A 22,816-nucleotide genomic window follows, 5' to 3' on the forward strand; every position below is an offset into this window, starting at 1 on the left:
GTCACAAAAATGACCAATCGCCCCCCGCCGCACCGGGCCGCTGCAAACACGCATTGACCCTGTCGCGGTCAATGCGCTATACCCTTCCTCTTTCGCGCTGTGCGCGGTTCAGCCGCGTTTCTCAGGGCAGTTAAGATTTTCTTTTTAATCAGACAGGGTACGGTGGATGGTTTCAGCATTAATTTCGTTTGCACTTTTCTTAGCCTCAATTCTCATCTACCGGACCCGGGCCGCCGCCAACCGCTGGTGGCTGGCCGCCCTGCTGACGCTGCTGGGCAGCTACCTGATCCTCAACGTGGTGCTGATCGCCAGTAACTACTTTACCGGCGACGGCATTACCGATGCGGTGCTCTACACCCTCACCAGCAGTCTGAAGGGCGCCGGCGTCGGCAAATACCTGCTGCCGTTTATTGGGCTGTTGGCGGTATTGGCACTGATCTTCGCCGTGCTGACCTGGAGCCTGGTGCGGCGCAAGGCAAAAAGCAGCAGCGTGGTATATAGCGTGATCGCCGTGCTGCTGGCGCTGTTTTCCGTCGGCACCACCCCGGCCTTTCAGGATATTTCCCTGCTGGTCAGAAGCCAGATTAGCGGTGACACCGCCGACTTTGATACCTACTACAAAGCCCCGAAGAAGAGCGTGCAGGGCAAAGCACCGAACCTGGTGTATATCTATGCCGAAAGCCTGGAAAGAACCTACCTGGATGAGGATGTTTTCCCCGGCCTGGCCGATGAACTGAATCAGCACCGTGAAAACAGCATCGACTTCAGCAACACCCAGCAGTTGCCGGGCACCGGCTATACCATTGCCGGAATGGTGTCTTCACAGTGCGGTATTCCGCTGTTTGCCCCCTTTGATGGCAACGCCTCCAGCGCGGTGTCCACCTTTTATCCGGAAAACGTCTGCCTGGGCGACGTGCTGAAATCCGCCGGTTACGACAACTACTTTTATCAGGGTGCCGAATTGGCCTTTGCCGGTAAGGACACCTTCCTGAAATCGCACGGTTTTGATCATGCTTACGGCTTCAAGGAATTGCGCGGGCAGGTCAGCGACCCAAGCTACAAAAATGACTGGGGCTGGTACGACGATACCGTGCTGGATCTGGTGTTCGACAAGTTTGTCGAGCTGTCGAAACAGGATAAAAAGTTCTCGCTGTTTGCACTGACCGTCGATACCCATCATCCGGATGGTTTCATTTCCGCCAGTTGCAGCAAAAAGTCATTCAGTTGGCAGAACAAGGAAAACCGTTCGCTGAGCGCGGTGGCCTGCAGCCAGCAGCACATTGCGGTGCTGATCGACAAAATCAAAGCGTCCGACTACTTCAAAAACACCGTCATCGTGGTGTCCTCAGATCATCTGGCGATGAACAACACCGCCTATGACATTCTGACCAAACAGAAACGCCGCAACCTGTTCTTTATCATTGATGGCACCCACCCGCAGACCGCGCTGCATAACGAAAAGCGCAGTACGCTGGACAACGGTGCCACGGTGCTGGACGTGATGGGCGGCGATAACTACATCGGCCTCGGCCGCAGCAGCCTGTCCAGCCCAACGCTGGCCACCGTGTTCCTGAATATTGATGAAAAGATCAACGCCTGGAAACCGGCGGTGGTGAAGCAATGGGGCTTCCCCAACAGCATTAGCAACTTTAGTCTGGACGACCAGGGCAGCCGTTTTACCTTCTCTGGCATCACCTTTAAGGTGCCGTTTATCCTGAAGGTAACGGACAACAAAATTGAGCCAATGTTTAACGTCTACCTGTCCACGCCGCTGAAGAAACAGCTGGCCGGTCTGGGAGCAGGTGAAAAATTTGTCTGGGTCGACAAGTGCTATGAAATCGGTCGGGTGTGGGCACCGGAACTGGCGCTAAGCACCGAAACCTGCGTCGCCTCCGGCAATCTGGCCGCCCCACCGCAGATTGTGCAGGCCAAAGCGGGCAGTTATCGCGGCAAGGTCAACTTTACTGCGCCAGAAGCGGACAGCGTTGCCGCTTACCAACAGGCCGTCGAGCGGCTGAAAGTGGACGACAGCGCGGTTAAATATCACGCGGATGCCATCGCCTTTATGCTGCCGGGGATGCCGGAACAGGTGAAGGCCATCACCGGCGTTTCCAGCATCGAGGATTGGGGCCGCTGGTCAGACGCCAATCTGGCTCCGACGGTGAACATTGACTACGTTGACCCACTGCCATCCGCCTTCGATCTGGTGCTGCGCGCACGCGCTTACGGCAAAAATGTCGGTGAGCCGATCTCGGTACGCGTTGGGGATCAGGAGCAGTTTGTGACGCTCACTGAGCAGGACACCACCGTGACCCTGCGCTTCGACAACCCCGGCGGTGCGCAGAACATCAGCATCACGCCACCGGCACCGACCGAGCCGCAGGAAGGTGCCAGCGGGGGCTTTATACCGAAAAAACTGGGTATTGGCCTGGTCTCGCTGAAGGTCGAACAGGCCGCCCCCGCTTCCTGATCATCTCCTTGTTGGGGGCGAATTTATTCGCCCCCAACAGCAAATCTACCGGGCGCAGATTTGAACGCTGCGTTTTCTTTCCTCCGGTTCTATTTCTGCAAAGCTTTTGCGCCCATCTTCAGCTAACCTGTTGCTGTGAATTGATATCGGCATCCGCATGCCTCCCGCCGCAGAGCCGGGAGAACCCAGGAGAGAGTATGAGCAGTCAGCAATCCGGCACCGGCCTCACCCCCGCTCAGGCGATTGAACAACTGGAAGCGCTGTATGAAGCCTCGGTTGAAGCGCTGCGCCAGGCGGTTGGGGATTTTATCAGTCACGGCGGGCTACCCGACGCGCAGACCCGCGCCGCAGGGCTGTTTGTTTACCCTGAACTGCGAGTCAGTTGGGATGGCAAATCGTCCGGTCAGACCAAGACCCGCGCCTTCGGCCGCTTCACCCATACCGGCTGCTACACCACCACCATTACCCGACCACAGCTGTTTCGGCACTATCTGACCGAACAATTGACCCTGTTGGCGGGGGAATATGATGCACATATTGAAGTGCGGCCATCACAACAGGAAATCCCCTTCCCATACGTGATCGACGGTTCCAATCTGATGCTGGATCGTTCGATGAGTGCCAGTCTGGCGCAGCATTTCCCTACCACCGAATTGGCGCAAATTGGTGACGAAACCGCTGACGGTCTGTTCAACGCCACCAGCACTTTCCCGCTTTCACACTTCGACGCATTGCGGGCCGATTTTTCACTGGCGCGGTTGCGGCACTACACCGGCACCCCGGTGGAGCATTTCCAGCCGTTCGTGCTGTTCACCAACTACACCCGCTACGTGGATGAGTTTGTCCGCTGGGCCTGCGCCGAGATAGCCGATCCGGCCAGCCCTTATATTGCGTTGTCCAGCGCCGGTGGCATCTATATCACGCCGGAAACCACCGCGCCGGACCAGGCCGTGTCCGATCTGGCCTGGAAGAATCACCAGATGCCGGCCTACCACCTGATTTCCCGTACCGGCCAGGGCATTACCCTGATCAATATCGGCGTCGGCCCGTCCAACGCCAAAACCATCTGCGACCATCTGGCGGTGCTGCGCCCGAGCGCCTGGCTGATGATCGGCCACTGCGGCGGCCTGCGTGAAAGCCAGTCGATTGGCGACTATGTGCTGGCCCACGCCTACCTGCGCGACGATCACGTGCTGGACTCGGTACTGCCACCGGACATCCCAATCCCCAGCATTGCCGAAGTACAGCGCGCGCTGTATGACGCCACCAAAATGGTCAGCGGCATGCCGGGCGAAGAGGTCAAACAGCGCCTGCGTACCGGCACCGTGGTCACCACCGACGACCGCAACTGGGAGCTGCGTTACTCGGCTTCGGCACTGCGCTTTAACCTCAGCCGGGCCGTGGCGGTAGACATGGAAAGCGCCACCATCGCCGCTCAGGGTTATCGGTTCCGGGTGCCTTACGGCACGTTGCTGTGCGTGTCCGACAAGCCGCTGCACGGCGAAATCAAGCTGCCCGGCCAGGCCAACCGCTTCTATGAAGGCGCAATCTCGGAGCACCTGCAGATCGGAATCTGCGCGATCGATCTGCTGCGTGCAGAAGGCGATCGTTTGCACTCCCGCAAGCTGCGTACCTTTAACGAGCCACCTTTCCGCTAACGGGTAGCCCCGCTGCAACTGCCGGTCATTTCTTGGCCGGCCGTGGCGGGGTTAATCCTTTCAGATCGTAACTCAGCACGGTGAACGCCTCTACCCCACGCGGCAACGGCAGCGAGCCATACACCGATTTGGCTAGCGCATAGGCTTGTACTTCACTCCCCTCACCGAGCAATGGCAGGGCTTCGCGCACCACCGCCGGCATTTCATCGGTGACCGTTAATACCAACTGCGGTAACTGACTGACCGTGCGTCCATCGGCGATGGCTTCGGTCAACGACAGCATCACCGGCGCATCCGGATCGGTAATCGTCTTGCCCTTTTTCACCACAAAATAGGTAATGCCATCCACCTGTTTCACCGGCGTGCGTCCCCGGCTTTTCTTGGCGATCAGCGCCTCACCGTCACTGACCTGCTTGCTCACCTGCTGCTGCAACCGGGTCGCGAACTGGAGATAAACGGCATCCATATCCGCTTTTTTCATCTGCATACTGCCCTTCAGGCCGTCGCTGATACCGGCCAGCACACCCTGTTGATCCAACGTCAAACCGGCGCTGGTGTAACTCTGCAATCGCTCACGCAGGTTGGCGGCAATGCTTTGCCCCACCACATAATCCTGTTTGCCGCTGGTGGTGGTCAGATTGGCCTGCGGCCCGGCAGGCTTGGCGCGTAACGCGGCCAGCGCAGATTGCGACACCGCCAGCTCGGCCGTGCGAGCGGTAAGCTGTTTTTGGTTATCCCCACGCAGGGTCAATTGGGACTGCAGCGCTTCCAGTTGCCGCTGCTGTACCCGCAACTGGCTGTCACGTTCTTTGAGTGCCTCTCTGGCAGTCGCAAGATGTCCGGCCACCGAGCGTTCCTTGGCCAATTGGCTCTCTAGCTGCTGTTGCAGGGCGGTTTTATCGGCGGTAAGGGTGGCGCGTGCCGCTTCACTGCTCGCCAACTGCTGATCATCCCGGCTGCCTGCCGCCAGTTGCGCCTTGAGACCGGCAATTTCCGCCTGTAACGCGCTGGTCTGGCGGCGGGCGGACTGCGCCTGGCGCGCAGCCGCCGCGGCGGCTGAAACTGACACCGGTGCTGTACCACGTTCCTTTTCACCTCGCCCTTTTTGTTGTGACTCAATCAACGCGCCCAGCCCATAGCCGTTATCCTGCTGCGGACGCACCAGCGCATCGACCGAAGACAGGGGTTCCGGTGGGGTGTAAGCCGCCGTCGCCGTACCGGCGAAGCACAGCGGAACCGCCAACAAGGTGCAGGCCGTTACTGACCACGTCTTGATCATTGCCCACGCCCCTGCGGGATATCCGCCTGCGCCATCAGCGATTGCGACAACGCATTACGAATTCCCCAACACAGTCTGGCCATACCGTATTGGTAACGTGGCGTCATGATGTCGTTGATGTCGTTACTGATGCCCGTTTTGACCTCCATATAGCGCCGACCGCTGGCCACCAGATGGTCCATTTCGCTACGATAGCGGGCATACTGCGCCGCATTAACCGTTTTCAGCGCGGCCAGTTCGTTATTACACTGCGTGACCTTGCTGTCTTTCTCCATGACCGGTGGCGCTTCCGGTGTGGCATTGGGGTTAGTGGCAGTCGCGGTGACTTTCATCGGTACCGCCGCTATGTTGGGTGCGTCCTGCGGGCGCAGTCGTGACTCCGGCGAGGTGGTACAACCGCCAAGAAGAAGAAAACTGCCGACCATTCCCATCATCACACTGCGACGCAATGCGCCGGACCTAAAGTAAGCATTCATATTCTGGTTAAAGCCCTTGTAAATTCACGATAATTAACGTTCTGCTTTTTGCCACTCAGCATCGAAATAAGCGACGCTATGCACTGGCGGCGGTAAACAACATGACGGTAACGGGTACCCGACCAGGGTCAGACGGAAAAACTCATCCATCAACGAAAACAGCAGCATCATTTCCCGCCCGCCACGGATATGCAGACGCTTAAAAACATCCACCTTGTGGCCGCTGACCGTTTTTTCATGGATTTGCAGCCGCCGGGCAATGTCCTGCTGCTTCACGCCCTGGCGCAACAGGCGCAATACCCCCCGCTGACGAAAGCTAAGATCAATATCGGCCTTGGGTAACGGCGGCAGGTAAACACCCCTCGCTGGTGAAGGATTCAGCAACGATGACAGCACCTGCCGCAAAAGCTCACGCGTCATATGTGCGTCCAGCACCGTCAGGCTGGGGATGCGCTGAGTCATCGCCGCAAACAGCGGCTGCAGCTCATCGGTCATTACCACTTGTCGGCAAAACGGTGACAGATCGGCCACCTGTTTGAGGATCGACAGCGCCCCCTGTAATGAAGCGACGCCATACGAATAGGCGTAAATCACCAGCATCGGCAATTTGCTCTGTTTGACCGTGTGGACTACCTCGGACAGCGAAGACACCACGACCGGCACTACATTGGCAGGCAGCAGTTGACTGGTTAGCGCCAGCAACCCCTGTCGCCAAAAACCGTCGCGCGAATAAATCACCACCTGCGTAATGGCATCGGGTGCCAGACCGTCAACGACGGTTGGTCGATAGCTGAACTCCATGATCTTGCTCCATGATTAACGGCTTCCCTGTTCGCCGCAGGTCTGGCCTGCGGCGAGTCATTCTGGCTTTGACGCCGGTTATAGCTCGGACACCACCAACGTTCCCGAGGCGCTAAAGTCACCAGTGGCGATATCCAACGCTTTGGTTTTCGGGTTACGCAGCACCGAGAAGCCGAGGGTTTGGCTGCCTGACCCCGTGACCTTCATGGCGAACGAATCCCCCAGCTTGGCCGCGGTTCCGCCTACGGTGACCTGCACCCCCAGATCGGGGTTGCTGGTGGCCAACTGCGAGGTCGACCAGGAGGTCGGGGTCATATTGAGCTTGACGGAGAAATCGTGGGCGCTAGTACCGGTGCAGGCCAGGGTCAGTGCTTTGGTTTGTTCGGTTCCGCCAGTCGTGGGGATTTCGCTGCGCTCCACGCTGCCAAAGGGGATATTCCAGTTGTCGGTCGTGGTTACCGTGCAGTTATCTGGGGTGGTCGGCACGGCTTTCCCGGTTCCACACCTAGAACCATCCGAGTATGTCAATGCCCATACTCTCCCTAGTTGATCCTTATAGACCAGACATGTTGATTGCACCCCTGCTGGAAAGGGAATGTCGAAGATTCCATAAGCCGCTGTTGCGCGTGTTATACAATCTCCCCAGAGTTCGCCAGCAGTACAAACTCGTGATGCCCCAGCCCCAGTCCCAGCAATAACTATGCCCTCTTCCCCATCAGGACAAAATGCCGTTGTAGTTTGTTTACCTTTGCATCCACGAAACGTCCCATAAATAGAGGTTAAACCCGCCGGGACATATCCCACAGGAGGTGTTTGACTGGCGGCAGTAAAACTTGCCCCCAATGGACCAGGCTTTCCATCAACTCTCCGCCAAAAAGGCCCGTTTGGGCCGTTCTGATCTACACACCATGTCGCCGAACCCGGAGCAGCACACCTAATCGGTCCCCAAAAAGTCGCTCCCCAGACATTCGCCGCCAACAATAGCTGAATCGCGCAGAATAAGGTTGCTATTCCACATATACGAGCGGGTACCAACCCTCTAATTTTTATTTTCACTATTATTATCCTCATTCATCCGCAGCGTTATTTGCGAAAAAACTCTGCTCTTGAAACCAAACGCAGCCCCGAGCCATCATGGGTAATCCAACGCAAAGGTGGCTACCGCGGTAAAATCCCCGGTCACAATCTTGTGGTCCTTTATCGCCTTTGGCTCACCCTGCACATAGTTCATCAGCGTCAACGTGGTGGTGTCTTTGGTTAGCGCAACGGTGTGGCCTTGTTAATCGGCAGCGGCGTGCCGTCCGCCAGCTCCATGCCGATGGCAATGCCACCCGCCCCCCCGGTGTTCATCGCCAGCAAGCCCGGCAATGCCACAGACTCGGTGCCCTTAAAGGTCAGCGATACCGTCTTGCCCAGCGACAAATCACAGCCCAATAGCCTGATGGTGATCGGCTTGCTGTGGGTGCGGGTGTTAAGGTACAGGTACCTGTCGATCACCGTGCCGAAATCCAGTGAGATATCGGTGGTTTTCGGGTCCAGCTCGCACGGGTCGGCTACCAAAGTGCCGTCAAACCGCAGGTTATCGGTGGTTGCCGCCTGCACACTCGCCGCTATTAACAAGGTCAGTAACAGTGCCGGCATACGTGCTCCCCGCAGCGGGTGGGTTCTGTGTTGTCGTTGCATCATTCATACTCCGCCAGCAGGGTTGCGGTGGCCGTAAACGGGCTTTCAACCAGCGTGACGCTGGGATCCTTGACCGGTACTACCTCCAGCTTGGGTGGACTTTTATCATCAATCTTCATCCGGCTGTTGAGGGTAAAGGGTTTGCCATCCTGCAAAATACGGACCCCCAGACCATTGGCGCTGGTGCTCACCGCCGCCTGATCAAAACTGGTTGCCATACCTTTCACCACCAGGGTCATTGCGGCGCTGTCGTCCGGATCGTCACAGCTCAGGCTGTAACTCACCTTTTGCAGATAGCGACTGCCATCCACCTTGTTGACACCCACATCGCCAAAATGCACCTCGATATCCCGATCGCCATTGATGTGACAAGGGCGCTGTTTCAACACCCCGTGGAAGGTCACGTCGATCTGGTCGCCAGTCGGAGCGGCGGCGGTCTGAAAGCTCAGCGCCATCATCAGCATCACCGCCGACAACCCTCTGTGTTGGTTCATCTCACTGCCCTCAGTTAAAACCGACAATTAAGGTCGCGGCCCCGTTGAAGGCCTGGCCATTTTGAAAGCTGGCATCCTTCCCTTTCACTAATACCGCATCAAACTTCGGCGGTGCAGCGGGATCAATATCGATCCATTGGTTCAACGTCAGGGTTTTGCCATCTTTCTGCAGGCGAAGCCCCAGACCCTTGGCGTCGGTTTTCAGCAGCGTGCCGTCAAAGTCCGCGGCGGTGCCCGTCAGCTTCATTTGGATGCTTTTACCTTCCGGATCGCCCTGGCAATCCAGGGTGTACGGCAGGCTTTGTTTGTAGGCGCCGTCCTTGATGTCACGGATAAACACATCGCCAAACTCGACTGCGATAGGCCGGGTGCCAATAAAGGTGCAACTGCCTTTTGCCACTACCGTGCCGCTGATCTTCACATTCACCGTCGAATCATCCATTTTGGCCAGCACCGTGCCGGACAGCAGCAGTGACGCCAGTGCCCACACTCGCGCTGCCTGACCGCGTCGCCGCCTGAAGGTGTTTTGCATCATTCGCGCCTCAGTCATAATTCAGCCGAAAATCGACGCTGGCGCGAAACGCCCCCGGCGCCAACGCCGCCCGGGTGCGCTCCGGCACCACGTAATAGGTCAACTGGTCGTTGTACGGCGTCAGAAATTGCGGTGCGCCGCGCGCCCCCAGCCGGACATCACGCTTTTGGCTGTCCAACAGCCGCAGGCCCAGTCCTGATGCACCGCGCGCCTGCACCAGAGCCGGGTTGTCATCGTCCATGCGAGCGGCAAAAGACACCGATACCACCGGCTGAATGCCGTCCCAGGTCAGGCTGCCGGTGCGGTCATCACGCTGACGCCCGCCGACAGGCAGGCAGTCGCGCAGTTGCAGTTGCACCGCCACCGGCTCGCCCTGGTCGCCCGGGCGCAGCAGGGTCGCGGTCGGGATCACCCCCATCTCCACCTGCTGAAACAGCGACGTCATATCCAGTCGGCAGGCCCCGGCCGCCAGCGCACCGCTGATGTGCAACTCACCGTGTGCGCCCTCTACCCCCCAGTTGTCCGGCGCAGCCTGTGCCGACATCGCCGTGCTCATCAACACCAGCGCGGCAACCCAGGCGGGCGGGGTTCGATCAATCCTGTTCATACACTTCTCCTTGTTGATTGCCGCGTTCCGTGCCGCGCTTAGCCGGCCTTGCTGCTGCGCACGCTGCAGGTGGCACCGTTACAGCCAAATACCAGCTTCGGGCGGCCGCCGTAGTCGTTGATGTAGGTCAGCACCGGGGCAGACCCCAGCGCTGCCGCCGATCCGCCCAACATCACGTTAGCCTTGGGGGCGATCATCACCGGGTTAACGCCCGGGATGTCTTTGCCACCCAGGCTGGCCGAGGCACTCGCCAGCGTGATGAAGTACGGCGTCGGGTTGTTGACCTGATACTGATCCCCTACCCGCGTCAACGTCAGCTTTTCCTGCCAGGCCTTGGCATCTCGCGTCACCAGCGTCGCCGGGCGGTAAAACAGTTTGATGCGCGTCTGCAACGCGATCTGCAGAGTGTTCGGCTTGCTGCTCTTGGGTGGAATTTCGCGCAGGTTGAAGTAAAACAGGCTCTCCCGATCCTGCGGCAGGCTTGCCACCTCCGGGCTGGCCTGAATTTTTACCTGGCTTTTCGCCCCCGGTTCGACGCGCTGCAGTGGTGGCAACACTATTAATGGCGAGGTCACTTTGTTGCCTTCGGCATTCTCTATCCAGCCCTGTGCCAGATAGGGTAATTCCTTGTTCTGATTACTGATGCTCAGGCTGATGGATTTCTGGTCACCGTTAAAGATGACGCGGGTACGATCCAACGCGATGGCGGCAACCGCCTGCTGCATGCTCAATACACCGGTCAATAAGACGGCAGTTACCGCCAGGGAAGTCTTTAATTTCATCTCTTTCACTCACTATTATTGGCTTTCAGGGGTCGGGTTATGATTCAACCGGCGTCAGAGCGGGTGTCTCTGCGGCCTTAGGCGCCGCCGTGCCTGACACTGTCTGGCACGGCAGTAACAGGGCCGATGCCGGCAGTGGGCTGGGTAAATGCACCCGACACTGGGTCTGGCCGTTCCAACGCACGTCCATCCCTTCCCCCGGATTCAGCCCGGTCAGCCATACGCTGCCTTCGTCATTGACGATGCCGGTCTGATAGAGGTGGTCATTGACCACGATGGCGCCAAACGGCGGCGCGCTGCCGTCGGCCAGTTTGATCACCGCCATGGCTTTCTCCCCTGCGACTACGCTGAACTTGCGGTAGCCGATCGCCCCTTCGGTCAGGGTGCCTTGCACCACCGACTGGTTGGCGTCGACGTTATCCGGCAGCTTGTTGACGTCCACCGACACGCTGTTGCGGTAATAACTGTTGATGTCGCTGACCACCGCCTTGCCAAACATGTTGGTGTTCGAGGTACCACCGTATCCCTGCACCGGTACACCGCTAACACCGGCGGTGTCGACCATCATACGGGTGCCCCCTAGCGTATTGACCCGGTGCAATGCGGCCCCTTTTGGCGTCACTGTCGCACCGCCTTGCAAGGACAAACCGAGCGAGCTGTACTGGCTACCCTGATAACTGGCATTGGCGGTCACTTCAGCAAGATCGCCGTCATGGGTGAAGTAGCCACTGGCCGTACCGCGCCCACCGTTACCCACGCCGCCAGTCAGGCGGTAGGTATTGTTGTCGTCGATGCGATCGTAATAGCCGAGGGTATTGGTGCTGCCGGCCCGTGTGGTCTGGTTGTTGTAGCTCATGGTCCCGGTTCTGCCCCAGGGCACGCTGACCCCCAGGTAAACCCCGTCGTCGTGGCTGTTGTTGAACACCGTGCGGTAGGCCGACAGGCTCAGGCTGATGTTCTTGAACGAGCCAATGTCGAAATAGCGCGACAGCGACAGGTTATAATTGTTGTTGGCAGGTCTATCCCAATAGGTTTGATGGCTGGCAGTCAGGAATGCACTCAGCCCCAGCGTTCGGAACTGCTTGTTCAGCGAGACGGTATACATCTGCTTGCTGTTGCTGTAATTGCCGCCGTGGTAACGCGCGTCCAGGTATTGCGACATGCTCATATAATTGCGTTCGGAGAAGCGGTAGCCGGCGAAGGTCACCTGGCTGTCATACTCGTCAAAACGCTTGGAGTAGTTCAGTCGCCAGGAGGTGCCGGACGGCGTCCCCTTGCCCGGCAACTCGGCGCGTGACTGCGTGGCGTCCAGCGATAACGCACCAAAGGCCAGCAGATCACGACCTACCCCCAATGCCAGCGCTTTATAGCCGGCGGAAAGCAGCCCACCGCCGAACAGTGACCAGCCGTTGCTGACCCCCCAGGAGAATTCGCCGCCGCTGAACACCTGGCCTTCGCTGTTGTGCCGGAGATTGGACGGTTTGCCGGCCATCATCTTGTAACGCACCAGACCCGGGCGCGTCAGGTAAGGCACGTCCGCCGTGTCCACCTGGAAAGTGCGTTCGCTGCCGTCCTGTTCCTGAATGCGTACATCCAGTTTGCCCATGGTGGCGGAGTTCAAATCCTGAATGCGAAACGGCCCCGCCGGTACCTGAGTTTCATACAGCACTCGTCCTTGCTGGCTGACCGTCACCTTGGCGTTGGTTTTCGCCACCCCGGTCACTTCCGGCGCATAGCCGCGCAGGTTGGGTGGCAACATGTTGCCGTCCGAAACCAAGCTGGCGCCGGTGTAGCGGAAGCTGTCGAAAATGCTGGAGTTGAGGTAGTCCTCACCGAACGTCAGCTTGGCGCGCAGCGCCGCAATCGCGCGGTACAGGTAATAACGGCTCCAGTCCCAGCGTTGCTGCGAATTGCTGTTCTGGCCGGTGGTATGGTCATACTGCGCCTGCCAGTCGGCACGAAAGCGCCAGGCCCCAAGATTGGCCCCGGTGGTGCCGTTGCCGCTCAGCGACTGATTGTTTTGCCCCTGGCTTTGGCGGACAGTTTGCGCGTTGACGTTATAGTCAAACAGCATGCCAGCGATACCCTGATCCCAGCGCGACGGCGGATCCCAGTTCTCGTCGGTGTACTCCAGGTAGGCCTGTGGCACATTCAGATACAGCGAACCGGACCCCAGGTCGGCCCTCGTCTGCATGCCCTTCAACGAGTCGAGCGCCAGACATTGCCCCTGGTTCCACCAGGCCAGATTGCGCTGCACCGAGGCTTTCAGCCCCAGTTGATCCACCATGGCCGGTGTCAGGCAGGGGACGCTGCCCTTGGCATCGTCCGGGGGGGCCAAAAAGGTGATCTGCTGCTCCGGCAGTTCCTGTTTGTTGACCCGTAACACCAGCGCATACTTGCCCGGCATCATGTAACCAACGCGTGAAAACTCACTCAGATCAATGGCGGTTCTGTCTTTGACGTCCAGTACGTCGGTGTTGAATTCAATGCTGTCGGCTGCCAGCACCTGCCCGGCATGGCCCAACATCAGACCCATCCACACCGCCAGGGGGCGCAATATCCATTTTGCCCGTGGGGAAAGCAACAACACGGCATGTTCCTTCATCAGTAATAATCCATTTTGAACCGCACCGTGGTGCGATAGGCCCCCACGCGCAGTATCTGATGCGTACCCACCAGCCGCAGGCTGTAGTCCAGCCGCGTATCCCCAGGTACCAGTGCGCCGGGCGGCATTGGCACGCCAGATTGCGCCACGTTGCCGGCGGCATCGGTAATTTGTATCCCCATCCCCTCAGCCTGACCTGTGCTGCCAAACAAGGCGCTGTCGGTCACATCACCGGCAAAGGTCACGCGGAATTGCGTCCAGTCGGCACGGCCGGGGCGCATCTGTTGTAACGAACAGTTGACCAGTTGAATGCTGAAGGGGCTGACCGGGCCCTGGCCGTCTCGCATGAGTTGCCCGACCGGCAGCACCGCCAGATCGATGCTCTGGTCACGGCTGCTGACGGCAATGGCACAGGGCACGTCGACAATCGAGCCTTGCATATTGACTAACCCCTGCCCCTGATGGGCAGAAGCTGCAACGGAAAACCCGCAAATAGCCCACAGGCAAGGCGTGAAGCATGAAGACCTAAAGCGGAACATGAGGCAACCTCACTTCAATCGGGCTGGCGACAGAAAGGGACGGGCGCAATAGCGCCCGTGCGAGGCTTACTGATAGGCCAGCGTGAAGTTGGCGACCGACTTGAAATCACCGGGAACAATCGGGGAATAGGTGGTTTTGGCTGGAGTCCCCCCACTGGCGGCGGTGGTAGTGGATTCGCCCTGCAAGAAGGCGGCAAACGTCAGAGTATTATTGCCGTCACCCACTTTAGTGGCGGTGGTAGGTTCGCCGAGTTTAATGTCGGTGCCGCCTTGGGTCAGCACAATGGCCGCGCCGCTGGCGGTGCCACTCAGGCCCAGATTGTTGGCATTGATTTTAGACGGGGTACCGGTGAAGGTGGCGGTGACGGTGTTATTGGTCAGACCGGTAATGTCGCAGTCCTGCAGCTTGATGTTGAAAGATTGTGGGCTGGATTTGCCGCCGTCCTTCAGTGCCTTGTTGGCCACACTGCCCAGATTGACGGTTTGGTCAACGGAGTCCGGCGCAATCGAGCATGGTGCGTTGATGATTGACCCAGTAAAGGTCACGGAGCCGCTGCCCTGGTTGGCCGCATTAGCCGTGGAAACCATTGAGCCCATCGCCATGGTAGCCAGTACTGCCGCAATCAGATTTTTGTTCATGTTCATGCTTTGTAATCCCTTAAAAGACGTGATTTTCGATTCCGGTTCCCAACGAACCGGGAATAAAGTTGGTGATAAACTCCGGCAGACGGGCATCCCTCCGCCGCCACCAAATTCACCCCGATAAAAAACGGCCACGCCATCCAGGCAATGTTCCATTTTGTATCAAAGTGACACATTAAGTTTTAATGACTGTAAATTAATAATTAATTTGATTTTTATTCTTAAATAAACAAAGAAAAAAGAATATAAATCTAGAAATATACCCAAAGAAGAGTTCTAAGCGTTACTCAAGCAGAAATGAGGTGGTAGAAAATAAGCTACGGAGATGACACACACGAGGAGGTTGAAAAAATAATCCTTGTTTATCAATGTGATACAACAATCCACTGACAAGGCTTGACAAAATGGGGGGGCATTCTTAATATGGCGACACTTTGATACAAAATGACACATTTTTATTGAACTAACCTACTGATTAATAACCAATTCCGATTATTCCGCTTTGACTCTTGCCCTTAAGTTTCTCGCCCCATTTCGTGTCCAAATTTCATTGAAACGCTGCGAATTGCTGGCGGTATAGAGCACCGTATGGTTGATATTACGGTGGCCAAGATAATCCTGTATCAGGCGTGTATCCGCCCCCAAATCGGCCAGCGCAAACCCGCAGGCATGGCGCAACATATGCGGATGAGCGGTCACATCCACGCCGGCCAATCGGCCGAGTCGCTTGAGCAAGCTGTACACCGCCTGCCGACAAAGCGGACCGCCCTTTTGCGACAAAAATAGCCAGGGCGCAGAGCGGTCGTCCAGCGTAAATCTGTGAGCCAGCCAGGCATGCAAATAAGGCAACTCCTCCGGTGTTAAGGGATGGGTAGTGGAAAACCCGTTTTTCAACCGCCTGACATAAACGATGCCGGCCTCCAGATTAATGTCCGACAATGTCAGACGAACCAATTCACTGACCCGAAACCCGTGAATAAAACACATTTTTAACAGACAGGCATCCCGTTGCGGATGACGCCCCTGTGCCGTGGCGCGTAAGATTTTTTCAATCTCATTGCGGGTTAAATATTTACGTTGCTTCACCATAGCCTCACTTTACTAAACAGATTTATCTTCTCCTATGTTGATGCCGAGCAGACAGTCTGACCCATGGTCGCCTTCCCCCGCTCGCCGGGAGCATCCCGCGCCCACGCTATTACCTTAGCTTAAGCACCATCAGAAAATGTAATGTAAACGAAATAAAAATCTGAGGGTTATGACGGATGGAGACTGAGATCGGCACGGATGTAGCTTACTTTTCGCCTCCCGGAAATTAACGGGACAGCATTCCGTCTGCTGCGGGATTTTTAACTTTTAGCGCTCAGACCGTTGATGAACAGGCCGCAAATCTGTTACAACTGCGGCTTCTATTCCCAGTCAGCCCCACACCTATGATTGTCAGACCTCAGCAACACTGGTTCAGACGGCTTTTCGTCTGGCACGGCTCGGTGCTCTCCAAAATTTTGTTCCGCCTCAGCCTTAACGTGGCAATGTCGCTGGTCGCGGTGCTCTGTTTCCAATGGTACGAACACCTAGGCGTCAAACTGACCCTGGCCCCCTTCAGTTTGTTGGGCGTGGCGATCGCTATCTTTCTCGGCTTTCGTAACAGTGTCAGCTATGCACGCTTCACCGAGGCGCGGTTGCTGTGGGGCAGCCTGTTGATCGTCCAGCGTTCACTGCTGCGCCAGATTAAAAGCCTGCTGCCGCAGCAGGACCAGGCGGCACATGAGTTTGCCGCCCTGCTGATGGCGTTTAGCTACTGCCTGAAACATCAGCTGCGTGGCACTGATATCAGCGCAGACCTACAGCGCCTGCTCCCTAATGCCGACCTGCGGGCGATTGAAAGCAGCGCTTCACCCTGTAACCGGCTGCTACTGATGATGGGTCAATGGTTGGGTGAGAAGCGGCAATCGGCCCAGTTGTCGGACGTGCTGTTTCATAGCATCGATCAGAATCTAAACCGGTTGTCGGAGATCCTCGGCGGCTGCGAACGCATCGCCAATACGCCGATCCCCTTCGCCTACAGCCTGATCGTTCACCGTACGGTTTATCTGTTCTGCACCCTGCTGCCCTTCGCGCTGGTGCCGGATCTGCACTATATGACGCCGCTGGTATCGGTATTTATCTCCTATACCTTCATCTCACTGGACTCGCTGGCGGAAGAACTGGAAGATCCTTTTGGTACTGCAGCCAACGATCTGCCGCTCAATGCCATGTGCAATACGATTGAGATCAACCTGCGTGAAATGAATGATGAAACAGACTTGCCGGCCGCCGCGCAGCCAGACAGCCGCTACCAACTCAGTTAATCTGTTACCGCTTCAGGCCGGTGAAAATCGCGCCTGAAGCCCCAGTGACCGTTACTCCCGCCAGCCGCCACCCAGCGCACGGTAAAGATCGACCAGATTGGTCAACCGCGCCAAACGCGTCTCTACCAATACCTGTTGCGCCGCATACAACGCGCGTTGGGAATCCAGCACGTTAAGGTAGTTATCTACGCCCTGTTGAAAACGCTGCTGCGACAGGGTGTAAGCACGCTGGTTTGCCGCCACCAACTGCGTCTGTGCCAGGATCTGCTCATCCAGCGTGTCGCGACCGGCCAGGGCATCAGCCGTTTCACGGAATCCTTGCTGTATCACCTGCTCATAACGCGCGACTTCAATACGCTTTTGCACCTCGCTCAGGTCCAGCCCGGCACGTAAAGCTCCTCCAGAGAAGATCGGCAGTGAGATTTGCGGCGTAAAACTCCAGGCACCGGAACCGGCAGAGAATAACCCGTCCAAACCCGCGCTGGCCGTGCCGCTGAAACCGGTCAGGCTGATAGCCGGAAAGAATGCCGCTCGTGCCGCGCCAATATTGGCATTGGCAGCGCGCAGTTGATGCTCCGCCGCACGAATATCGGGGCGCCGGGTCAGTAACTCTGCCGGTAAACCCGCCGGGATCGCCTCAGGCAACAGGCCGTCTGGCAAGCTGTTTGCCTGAGTTAACTGCGCGGAAACCTCTGGTGTCAAAGGCTGCCCGATCAACAACGTCAGGGCATTATTGTCCTGCCGAACCTGCCGCCGATACCGTGCCAAATCGCGCTGCGCCGTTCGCACTCCGATCTCTGCCTGACTGTGATCCAGTTCGGTCGCCACGCCGAGCCGGAAGCTTTGATCTACCAGCTCATAGGCCGCCTGCTGTGAGTTCAGCGTCTCCTGCACCAACGCCAGGAGTTCGTTATCGGCACGCAACGCCAGATAAGCGTTGGCGGTTTCGGCGATCAAGGCCAGTTGTGCCGCCGTCCGCGTTTCATCCTGCGCCAGATACAATTCCAGCGCCTGCTGATTAAGGCTGCGCAGACGACCAAACAGATCCAGTTCCCATGCCATGACCCCGCCAACCTGATAGCTGCGACCGATAGCGGATTGCCCCCCAGCGGCCAGATCGCCCGGCGTGCGCTGCACCGCAGCATCCCCCTGTGCCGCCAGTGTGGGCAGAGAATCTGCCCGTTGAATACGATAACGGGCGCGAACGGCCTCCACGTTCAGCGCCGCAATACGCAAATCGCGATTATTGGCCAATGCCTGTGCGAGCAGAGTTTGCAGCAACGGATCGCGGTAAAACTCACGCCAACCGCTATCCGCAGTCACCGCACTTGCGGTTTGCACCGTGCCATAGGCTGGATACTGTGATGCAACCGGCGCGGTGGGCCGTTGGTACTCTGGCGTTAGCGAACACCCCGCCAAAGTGGCGGCTGCCAGCATCATGCCCACAGATTTCATCATGACGGCTCTCCCGGTGCCGGGGCGCTGAGTTCGGCTTCTTCCTCTTGCTGACGTCGTTCACTAGCACGTTTCACCCGGAACAACCGCAGCATGATGACGAAGAACGCCGGCACGAAGAAGATCGCCAGGAAGGTGCTGGTCAGCATGCCGCCAATCACTCCGGTGCCAATGGCATTCTGGCTGCCCGAGCCGGCACCACTGGCAATCACCAGCGGCACCACACCAAGGATAAATGCCAGCGAAGTCATCAGGATCGGTCGTAACCGTTGCCTGGCGGCCTGTACCGCTGCCTGCTCCGGGCTGGCCCCAGCCTCAAAATGCGCCTTGGCGAACTCCACGATCAGAATGGCATTTTTGGCCGCCAGCCCAACGGTGGTCAGTAAGCCCACCTGGAAATACACGTCGTTGGCCAGGCCCCGTAACAGCGTGGCCGCCACGGCACCGATCACCCCAAGCGGCACCACCAGCATCACCGCACTGGGGATGCTCCAGCTTTCATACAGCGCCGCCAGACACAGGAACACTACCAACAGCGAAATGGCATACAACGCCGGGGCCTGTGCGCCGGAAAGCCGTTCTTCAAACGATAACCCGGTCCAGTCGTAGCCCACGCCAGGTGGCATCGTGGCGGCAATCCGTTCCATTTCCGCCATGGCGTCACCAGAGCTAAACCCCGCCGCCGGTTCACCCTGCAGGTTAAACGACGGTGCACCGTTATAACGATTGAGTTTCTGCGCGCCATAGGTCCATTCGGCGCTGGCAAAGGCGGAGAACGGCACCATATCGCCGTTGTCGTTACGCACAAACCACTGTTCCAGGTCCTGTGGCAGCATGCGTGACGAAGCATCGCCCTGTACGTAAACCCTTTTCACCCGGCCACGATCGATAAAGTCATTCACATAGCCCGACCCCCAGGCCAGTGACAAGGTACGGTTAACCTCAGAGATCGGTACGCTGAGTGCCCGCGCCTTTTCCCGGTCGATCAACAGTTCATACTGTGGCGCATCCTCCAGACCGTTGGCGCGAACGTTGTTCAGCACCGGGCTTTGTCGGGCAGCCGTCAGGAAGCTATCGCGCGCTGCCAGCAACCGCTGATGCCCAATGCCGCCGCGATCCATCAGTTGAAAGTTAAAGCCCGCTACATTGCCCAATTCACGCACTGCCGGCGGTGAAACCACAAAGGTGCGGGTATCGCGGAAGTCGCGCGCGAACATGGCATTCAAACGGGCCGCAACCGCTTCGGCCTTCTGCGATGCGTCCGGTCGCTGATCCCAGTCGTGCAGGCGAATAAACAGTGTGCCGACGTTCTGTCCGCGCCCCCCAAAGTTAAAACCAGAGATGGCAAACACCGATCGCACACTGTCCTTCTCCATCTCTAACAGGTAGTCGGAGGCACCACGTAGCATGGTTTGTGTACGTTCCGCGCTGGCACCGGCCGGCGCCTGCACCTGAGCAAACAGCACGCCCTGATCCTCCTGGGGCAGGAACGAGGTGGGGATGCGGGTAAACAGCCAGCCGGTGGCGATAGCAATCACCAGATAAATCAGCATCAACCGACGTGGGCGACTTAACCCACGCATCACTGAAGCCGCATAGCTGTGATTGGCCCACTCAACGCGGCGGTTGAACCAACCGAAAAAACCTTTTCTCGCTGCGTGATCCGCCGGTTTAACCGGTTTGAGCAGCGTGGCGCACAGCGCAGGGGTAAATACCACCGCCACGATCACCGACAGCACCATAGAAGAGACAATGGTTATCGAGAATTGACGGTAGATCACGCCCGTTGAACCGCCAAAAAACGCCATTGGCACAAACACCGCCGACAGCACCATGGCAATCCCCACCAGTGCGCCAGTGATCTGGCTCATCGATTTTCGGGTCGCCTGCTTCGGCGACAATCCCTCCTCATGCATCAATCGCTCGACGTTTTCCACCACCACAATGGCGTCATCGACCAGCAGGCCGATCGCCAGCACCATGCCAAACATGGTCAGGGTATTGATTGAATACCCGAAAGCCGCCAGTACGCCGAAGGTACCCAGCAGCACCACCGGTACCGCCAGCGTCGGGATCAGCGTGGCGCGGAAGTTCTGCAGGAACAGGTACATCACCGCAAACACCAATACCACCGCCTCCACCAGCGTGCGTACCACGTTTTCGATCGACAGGCTGATAAAGGGAATGGTGTCATAGGCATCGACGGCCTCCATCCCCGGCGGGAAGAAGGGTTTCAACTCCGCCAGCGTGGCGCGCACCGCCTGGGCGGTTTCCAGCGCATTGGCACCGGTTGCCAACCGAACCCCCAAGCCTACCGCCGCGTCGCCGTTGTAATAACTGTCGATGGAATAGTTCTGCGCCCCCAGTTCGATGCGCGCCACGTCGGCCAAACGCACCCGCGAACCGTCCGGATCGGTTTTCAGCAGGATTTGGCCAAACTCTTCCGGCGTTTGTAAACGTGAAGGCCCAATCACCGTGGCATTAAGTTCCTGCCCGGGCAGCGCCGGTTGTCCGCCCAATTGGCCGGATGAAACCTCAACATTCTGCTCCTGGATTGCGTTGCTGACGTCGGTAGCCGTAAGGCTGTAGTTCACCAGGGCTGCGGGATCCAGCCAAATGCGCATCGCATAAGGCGCGCCAAACAGTTGGAAATCCCCCACGCCATTGGTCCGGCTGATCGGGTCCTGCACATAGGAGGCGACGTAATCCGCCAGATCCTGACGGGTCATACTGCCGTCCGTTGAGACAAACGCCAGCACCATCATAAAGTTGGCGGTAGACTTGGTGACGCGGATCCCCTGCTGTTGCACCTCCAGCGGCAACAGCGGTTGCGCCAGCGCCAGCTTGTTTTGCACCTGAACCTGAGCGGTATCGGCGTCGGTGCCTTGGGCAAAGGTCAGCGCTATGCTCATGCTGCCGTCGGAATTACTTTCGGAGGAAATATATTGCAGGTTATCGAGGCCGTTCATCTGCTGTTCGATCACCTGCACCACCGTATCCTGCACCGTCTTCGCCGACGCGCCGGGGTAACTGACCTGAATGCTGACGGTGGGCGGCGCGATACTCGGGTACTGGGCCACCGGCAAATTGGCAATCGACAACAGGCCGCACAACATCATGATGATCGCCAGCACCCAGGCGAACACCGGCCGATCGATAAAGAATTTAGCCATGAGCCGGCTCCTTGCGCGTGCTGTCTCGTTGCGCCGTTGTGGTGGCCGGTTCCCATTCCACCGCATTCACCTGCACCCCGGGCCGAACCAATTGCACGCCCTCAACAATCACCCGCTCGCCCGGCGACAGTCCGGCCGAAACCAGCCAACTGTCCCCCAATGCCCGTTCGGTGGTCAGCTCACGCAGTTCAACCTTGTCTGCGGCATTCACCACCAGCGCGGTTGCCTCACCGCGCGGGTTGCGGGTAATACCGCGTTGTGGCACCAGCACCCCTCCCTGTGCCGCCATACCCTCGATTAGCCGCGCCCGCACAAACATGCCCGGCAGCAGCTTGCGCTCCGGGTTGGGAAACACCGCCCGCAGGACTACCGAGCCAGTGGAGCGGTCTACCGTAATCTCTGAGAATTGCAGTTTGCCGCTGTGGGCGTAGCGTGAGCCATCTTCCAGCGTCAGGCTGACCGCAGCGGACTGCGGGCCCTCGGCCTGGGCGACTGCACCACTGTCCAGTGCATTTCTCAGCCGCAGCAACTGGGCGCTGGACTGGGTAACATCCACATAAATCGGGTCGATCTGCTGTACTGCCGCCACCGCCGCGGCCTGCTGCGCCGTCACCAGAGCCCCTTCGGTGACCAACGAACGCCCAATAATGCCGTCGATGGGCGACAATACCCGGGTATAAACCAAATTGATGCGCGCCGTTTCCAACTGTGCCTCAGCCGCCTGTACATCTGCCACCGCCTGTTGATGAGCGGCTACCGCGTCGTCATATACCTGACGGCTGATGGCGCGGCTATTCGCGAGGGGGCGATAACGTTGGATCAATAATTCGGCGGTACGCAACTGCGCCCGTACCCGTGCCAGCGCAGCATTGCTGCGATTGTATTCCGCCTGAAACAGTGCGGCGTCAATCTGGTAAAGCGGCTGCTGCGCCTTGACCTCTTCCCCTTCGGTAAACAGGCGTTTTTGCACAATCCCCCCCACCTGCGGCCGCACCTCGGCATTGCGGAAAGCCGCGATACGGCCCGGCAGTTCGCTGGTCAATGCGATCGGTTCGCTTTTCAGCGTCACCACCCCGACTCGCGGCGGCGGCGGAGGGGCCGCAGGCGGTGCCTCTCTGGCAGCCACCACCAGCCACAGGGAAAGCGAGGTCGCGATGACCACCACGCCGACAGCAAGAGAGGCGATTTTGAGGCTCATCAGAGTGCCTCCGGAAAACCTCGGCCTTCAGGCCGGGGAGGAAAGGAGGTGCTTTTCGAGCTAACTTCTTT

19 protein-coding genes are annotated in these 22,816 nt (G+C 58.1%); 3 read left to right on the forward strand and 16 right to left on the reverse strand.

All coding sequences use genetic code 11. From position 1 onward, the window contains the following. Positions 1–166: 166 nt before the first annotated feature. Positions 167–2,470: a phosphatidylglycerol--membrane-oligosaccharide glycerophosphotransferase gene (gene opgB / locus BEI65_RS19945; RefSeq protein WP_099064795.1), complete on the forward strand. Its 2,304-nt coding sequence runs from the start codon at positions 167–169 to the stop codon at positions 2,468–2,470. 197 nt (positions 2,471–2,667) lie between these two features. Next, entirely contained in the window at positions 2,668–4,128 is a 1,461-nt protein-coding gene (locus BEI65_RS19950) for an AMP nucleosidase (RefSeq protein WP_099064796.1), read from the forward strand. A 25-nt stretch (positions 4,129–4,153) separates the two neighbouring features. Here the strand turns inward: BEI65_RS19950 and BEI65_RS19955 are convergent, their stop codons facing one another. The 13 genes from BEI65_RS19955 to BEI65_RS20015 all read right to left on the reverse strand — a co-directional run bounded on the left by BEI65_RS19955 (position 4,154) and on the right by BEI65_RS20015 (position 15,654). Continuing rightward, complete coding sequence (locus BEI65_RS19955) at positions 4,154–5,407, reverse strand: FKBP-type peptidyl-prolyl cis-trans isomerase N-terminal domain-containing protein (protein ID WP_099064797.1); 1,254 nt, start codon at positions 5,405–5,407, stop codon at positions 4,154–4,156. Then, positions 5,404–5,883 (reverse strand): hypothetical protein, encoded by a 480-nt coding sequence (locus BEI65_RS19960; protein ID WP_157765467.1) that lies wholly within the window; start codon positions 5,881–5,883, stop codon positions 5,404–5,406. The genes BEI65_RS19955 and BEI65_RS19960 overlap by 4 nt, the downstream gene beginning before the upstream one ends. Before the next feature lie 33 nt (positions 5,884–5,916). After that, complete coding sequence (locus tag BEI65_RS19965; RefSeq protein WP_099064799.1) at positions 5,917–6,684, reverse strand: LuxR C-terminal-related transcriptional regulator; 768 nt, start codon at positions 6,682–6,684, stop codon at positions 5,917–5,919. Positions 6,685–6,762: 78 nt separating this feature from the next. Continuing rightward, positions 6,763–7,170 carry a fimbrial protein gene (locus BEI65_RS26885; RefSeq protein WP_157765468.1) on the reverse strand — a complete coding sequence of 136 codons (408 nt, stop codon included), beginning with the start codon at positions 7,168–7,170 and terminating at the stop codon, positions 6,763–6,765. Positions 7,171–7,941: 771 nt separating this feature from the next. Further along, complete coding sequence (locus BEI65_RS19975; RefSeq protein WP_369804772.1) at positions 7,942–8,370, reverse strand: fimbrial protein; 429 nt, start codon at positions 8,368–8,370, stop codon at positions 7,942–7,944. Next, positions 8,367–8,861, reverse strand: a complete 495-nt coding sequence (locus BEI65_RS19980; protein WP_099064801.1) for a fimbrial protein — start codon at positions 8,859–8,861, stop codon at positions 8,367–8,369. Before BEI65_RS19980 ends, BEI65_RS19975 begins: the two co-directional genes overlap by 4 nt. Positions 8,862–8,871: 10 nt before the next feature. Further along, positions 8,872–9,396 (reverse strand): fimbrial protein, encoded by a 525-nt coding sequence (locus BEI65_RS19985; RefSeq protein WP_157765469.1) that lies wholly within the window; start codon positions 9,394–9,396, stop codon positions 8,872–8,874. 7 nt (positions 9,397–9,403) lie between these two features. Continuing rightward, on the reverse strand, positions 9,404–10,000 hold the full coding sequence (locus BEI65_RS19990) for a fimbrial protein (protein ID WP_232519127.1): 597 nt from the start codon (positions 9,998–10,000) through the stop codon (positions 9,404–9,406). Positions 10,001–10,038: 38 nt separating this feature from the next. After that, positions 10,039–10,782, reverse strand: a complete 744-nt coding sequence (locus tag BEI65_RS19995; protein ID WP_099064803.1) for a fimbria/pilus periplasmic chaperone — start codon at positions 10,780–10,782, stop codon at positions 10,039–10,041. 37 nt (positions 10,783–10,819) lie between these two features. Then, the gene (locus tag BEI65_RS20000; protein ID WP_099064804.1) at positions 10,820–13,387 is read right to left on the reverse strand and encodes an outer membrane usher protein; all 2,568 of its coding nucleotides are present in this window, start codon (positions 13,385–13,387) and stop codon (positions 10,820–10,822) included. After that, positions 13,387–13,827, reverse strand: coding sequence for a fimbrial protein (locus BEI65_RS20005; RefSeq protein ID WP_232519128.1), 441 nt, complete (start codon positions 13,825–13,827; stop codon positions 13,387–13,389). Before BEI65_RS20005 ends, BEI65_RS20000 begins: the two co-directional genes overlap by 1 nt. 165 nt (positions 13,828–13,992) lie before the next feature. Next, the gene (locus tag BEI65_RS20010; RefSeq protein WP_099064806.1) at positions 13,993–14,571 is read right to left on the reverse strand and encodes a fimbrial protein; all 579 of its coding nucleotides are present in this window, start codon (positions 14,569–14,571) and stop codon (positions 13,993–13,995) included. Between the two features lie 489 nt (positions 14,572–15,060). Then, a complete protein-coding gene (locus tag BEI65_RS20015) occupies positions 15,061–15,654 on the reverse strand; it encodes a tyrosine-type DNA invertase (RefSeq protein WP_099064819.1) in 594 nt (197 codons plus the stop codon). A 347-nt stretch (positions 15,655–16,001) separates the two neighbouring features. On the opposite strand from BEI65_RS20015, the gene BEI65_RS20020 reads away from it, so the two are divergent. Then, positions 16,002–16,919: a bestrophin family protein gene (locus BEI65_RS20020; RefSeq protein WP_099064807.1), complete on the forward strand. Its 918-nt coding sequence runs from the start codon at positions 16,002–16,004 to the stop codon at positions 16,917–16,919. Between the two features lie 51 nt (positions 16,920–16,970). On the opposite strand, the gene BEI65_RS20025 is transcribed toward BEI65_RS20020, so the two are convergent. From BEI65_RS20025 to BEI65_RS20035, 3 genes are read right to left on the reverse strand one after another with little or no spacing between them, the layout of a single operon-like run. Beyond that, entirely contained in the window at positions 16,971–18,377 is a 1,407-nt protein-coding gene (locus BEI65_RS20025) for an efflux transporter outer membrane subunit (RefSeq protein ID WP_157765470.1), read from the reverse strand. Continuing rightward, entirely contained in the window at positions 18,374–21,547 is a 3,174-nt protein-coding gene (locus tag BEI65_RS20030; protein WP_099064808.1) for an efflux RND transporter permease subunit, read from the reverse strand. Before BEI65_RS20030 ends, BEI65_RS20025 begins: the two co-directional genes overlap by 4 nt. Then, positions 21,540–22,745 (reverse strand): efflux RND transporter periplasmic adaptor subunit, encoded by a 1,206-nt coding sequence (locus tag BEI65_RS20035; protein ID WP_099064809.1) that lies wholly within the window; start codon positions 22,743–22,745, stop codon positions 21,540–21,542. The genes BEI65_RS20030 and BEI65_RS20035 overlap by 8 nt, the downstream gene beginning before the upstream one ends. Between the last annotated feature and the right edge of the window lie 71 nt (positions 22,746–22,816).

Source organism: Serratia sp. BW106, assembly GCF_002607755.1.
Taxonomy (GTDB): Bacteria; Pseudomonadota; Gammaproteobacteria; order Enterobacterales; family Enterobacteriaceae; genus Serratia; species Serratia proteamaculans.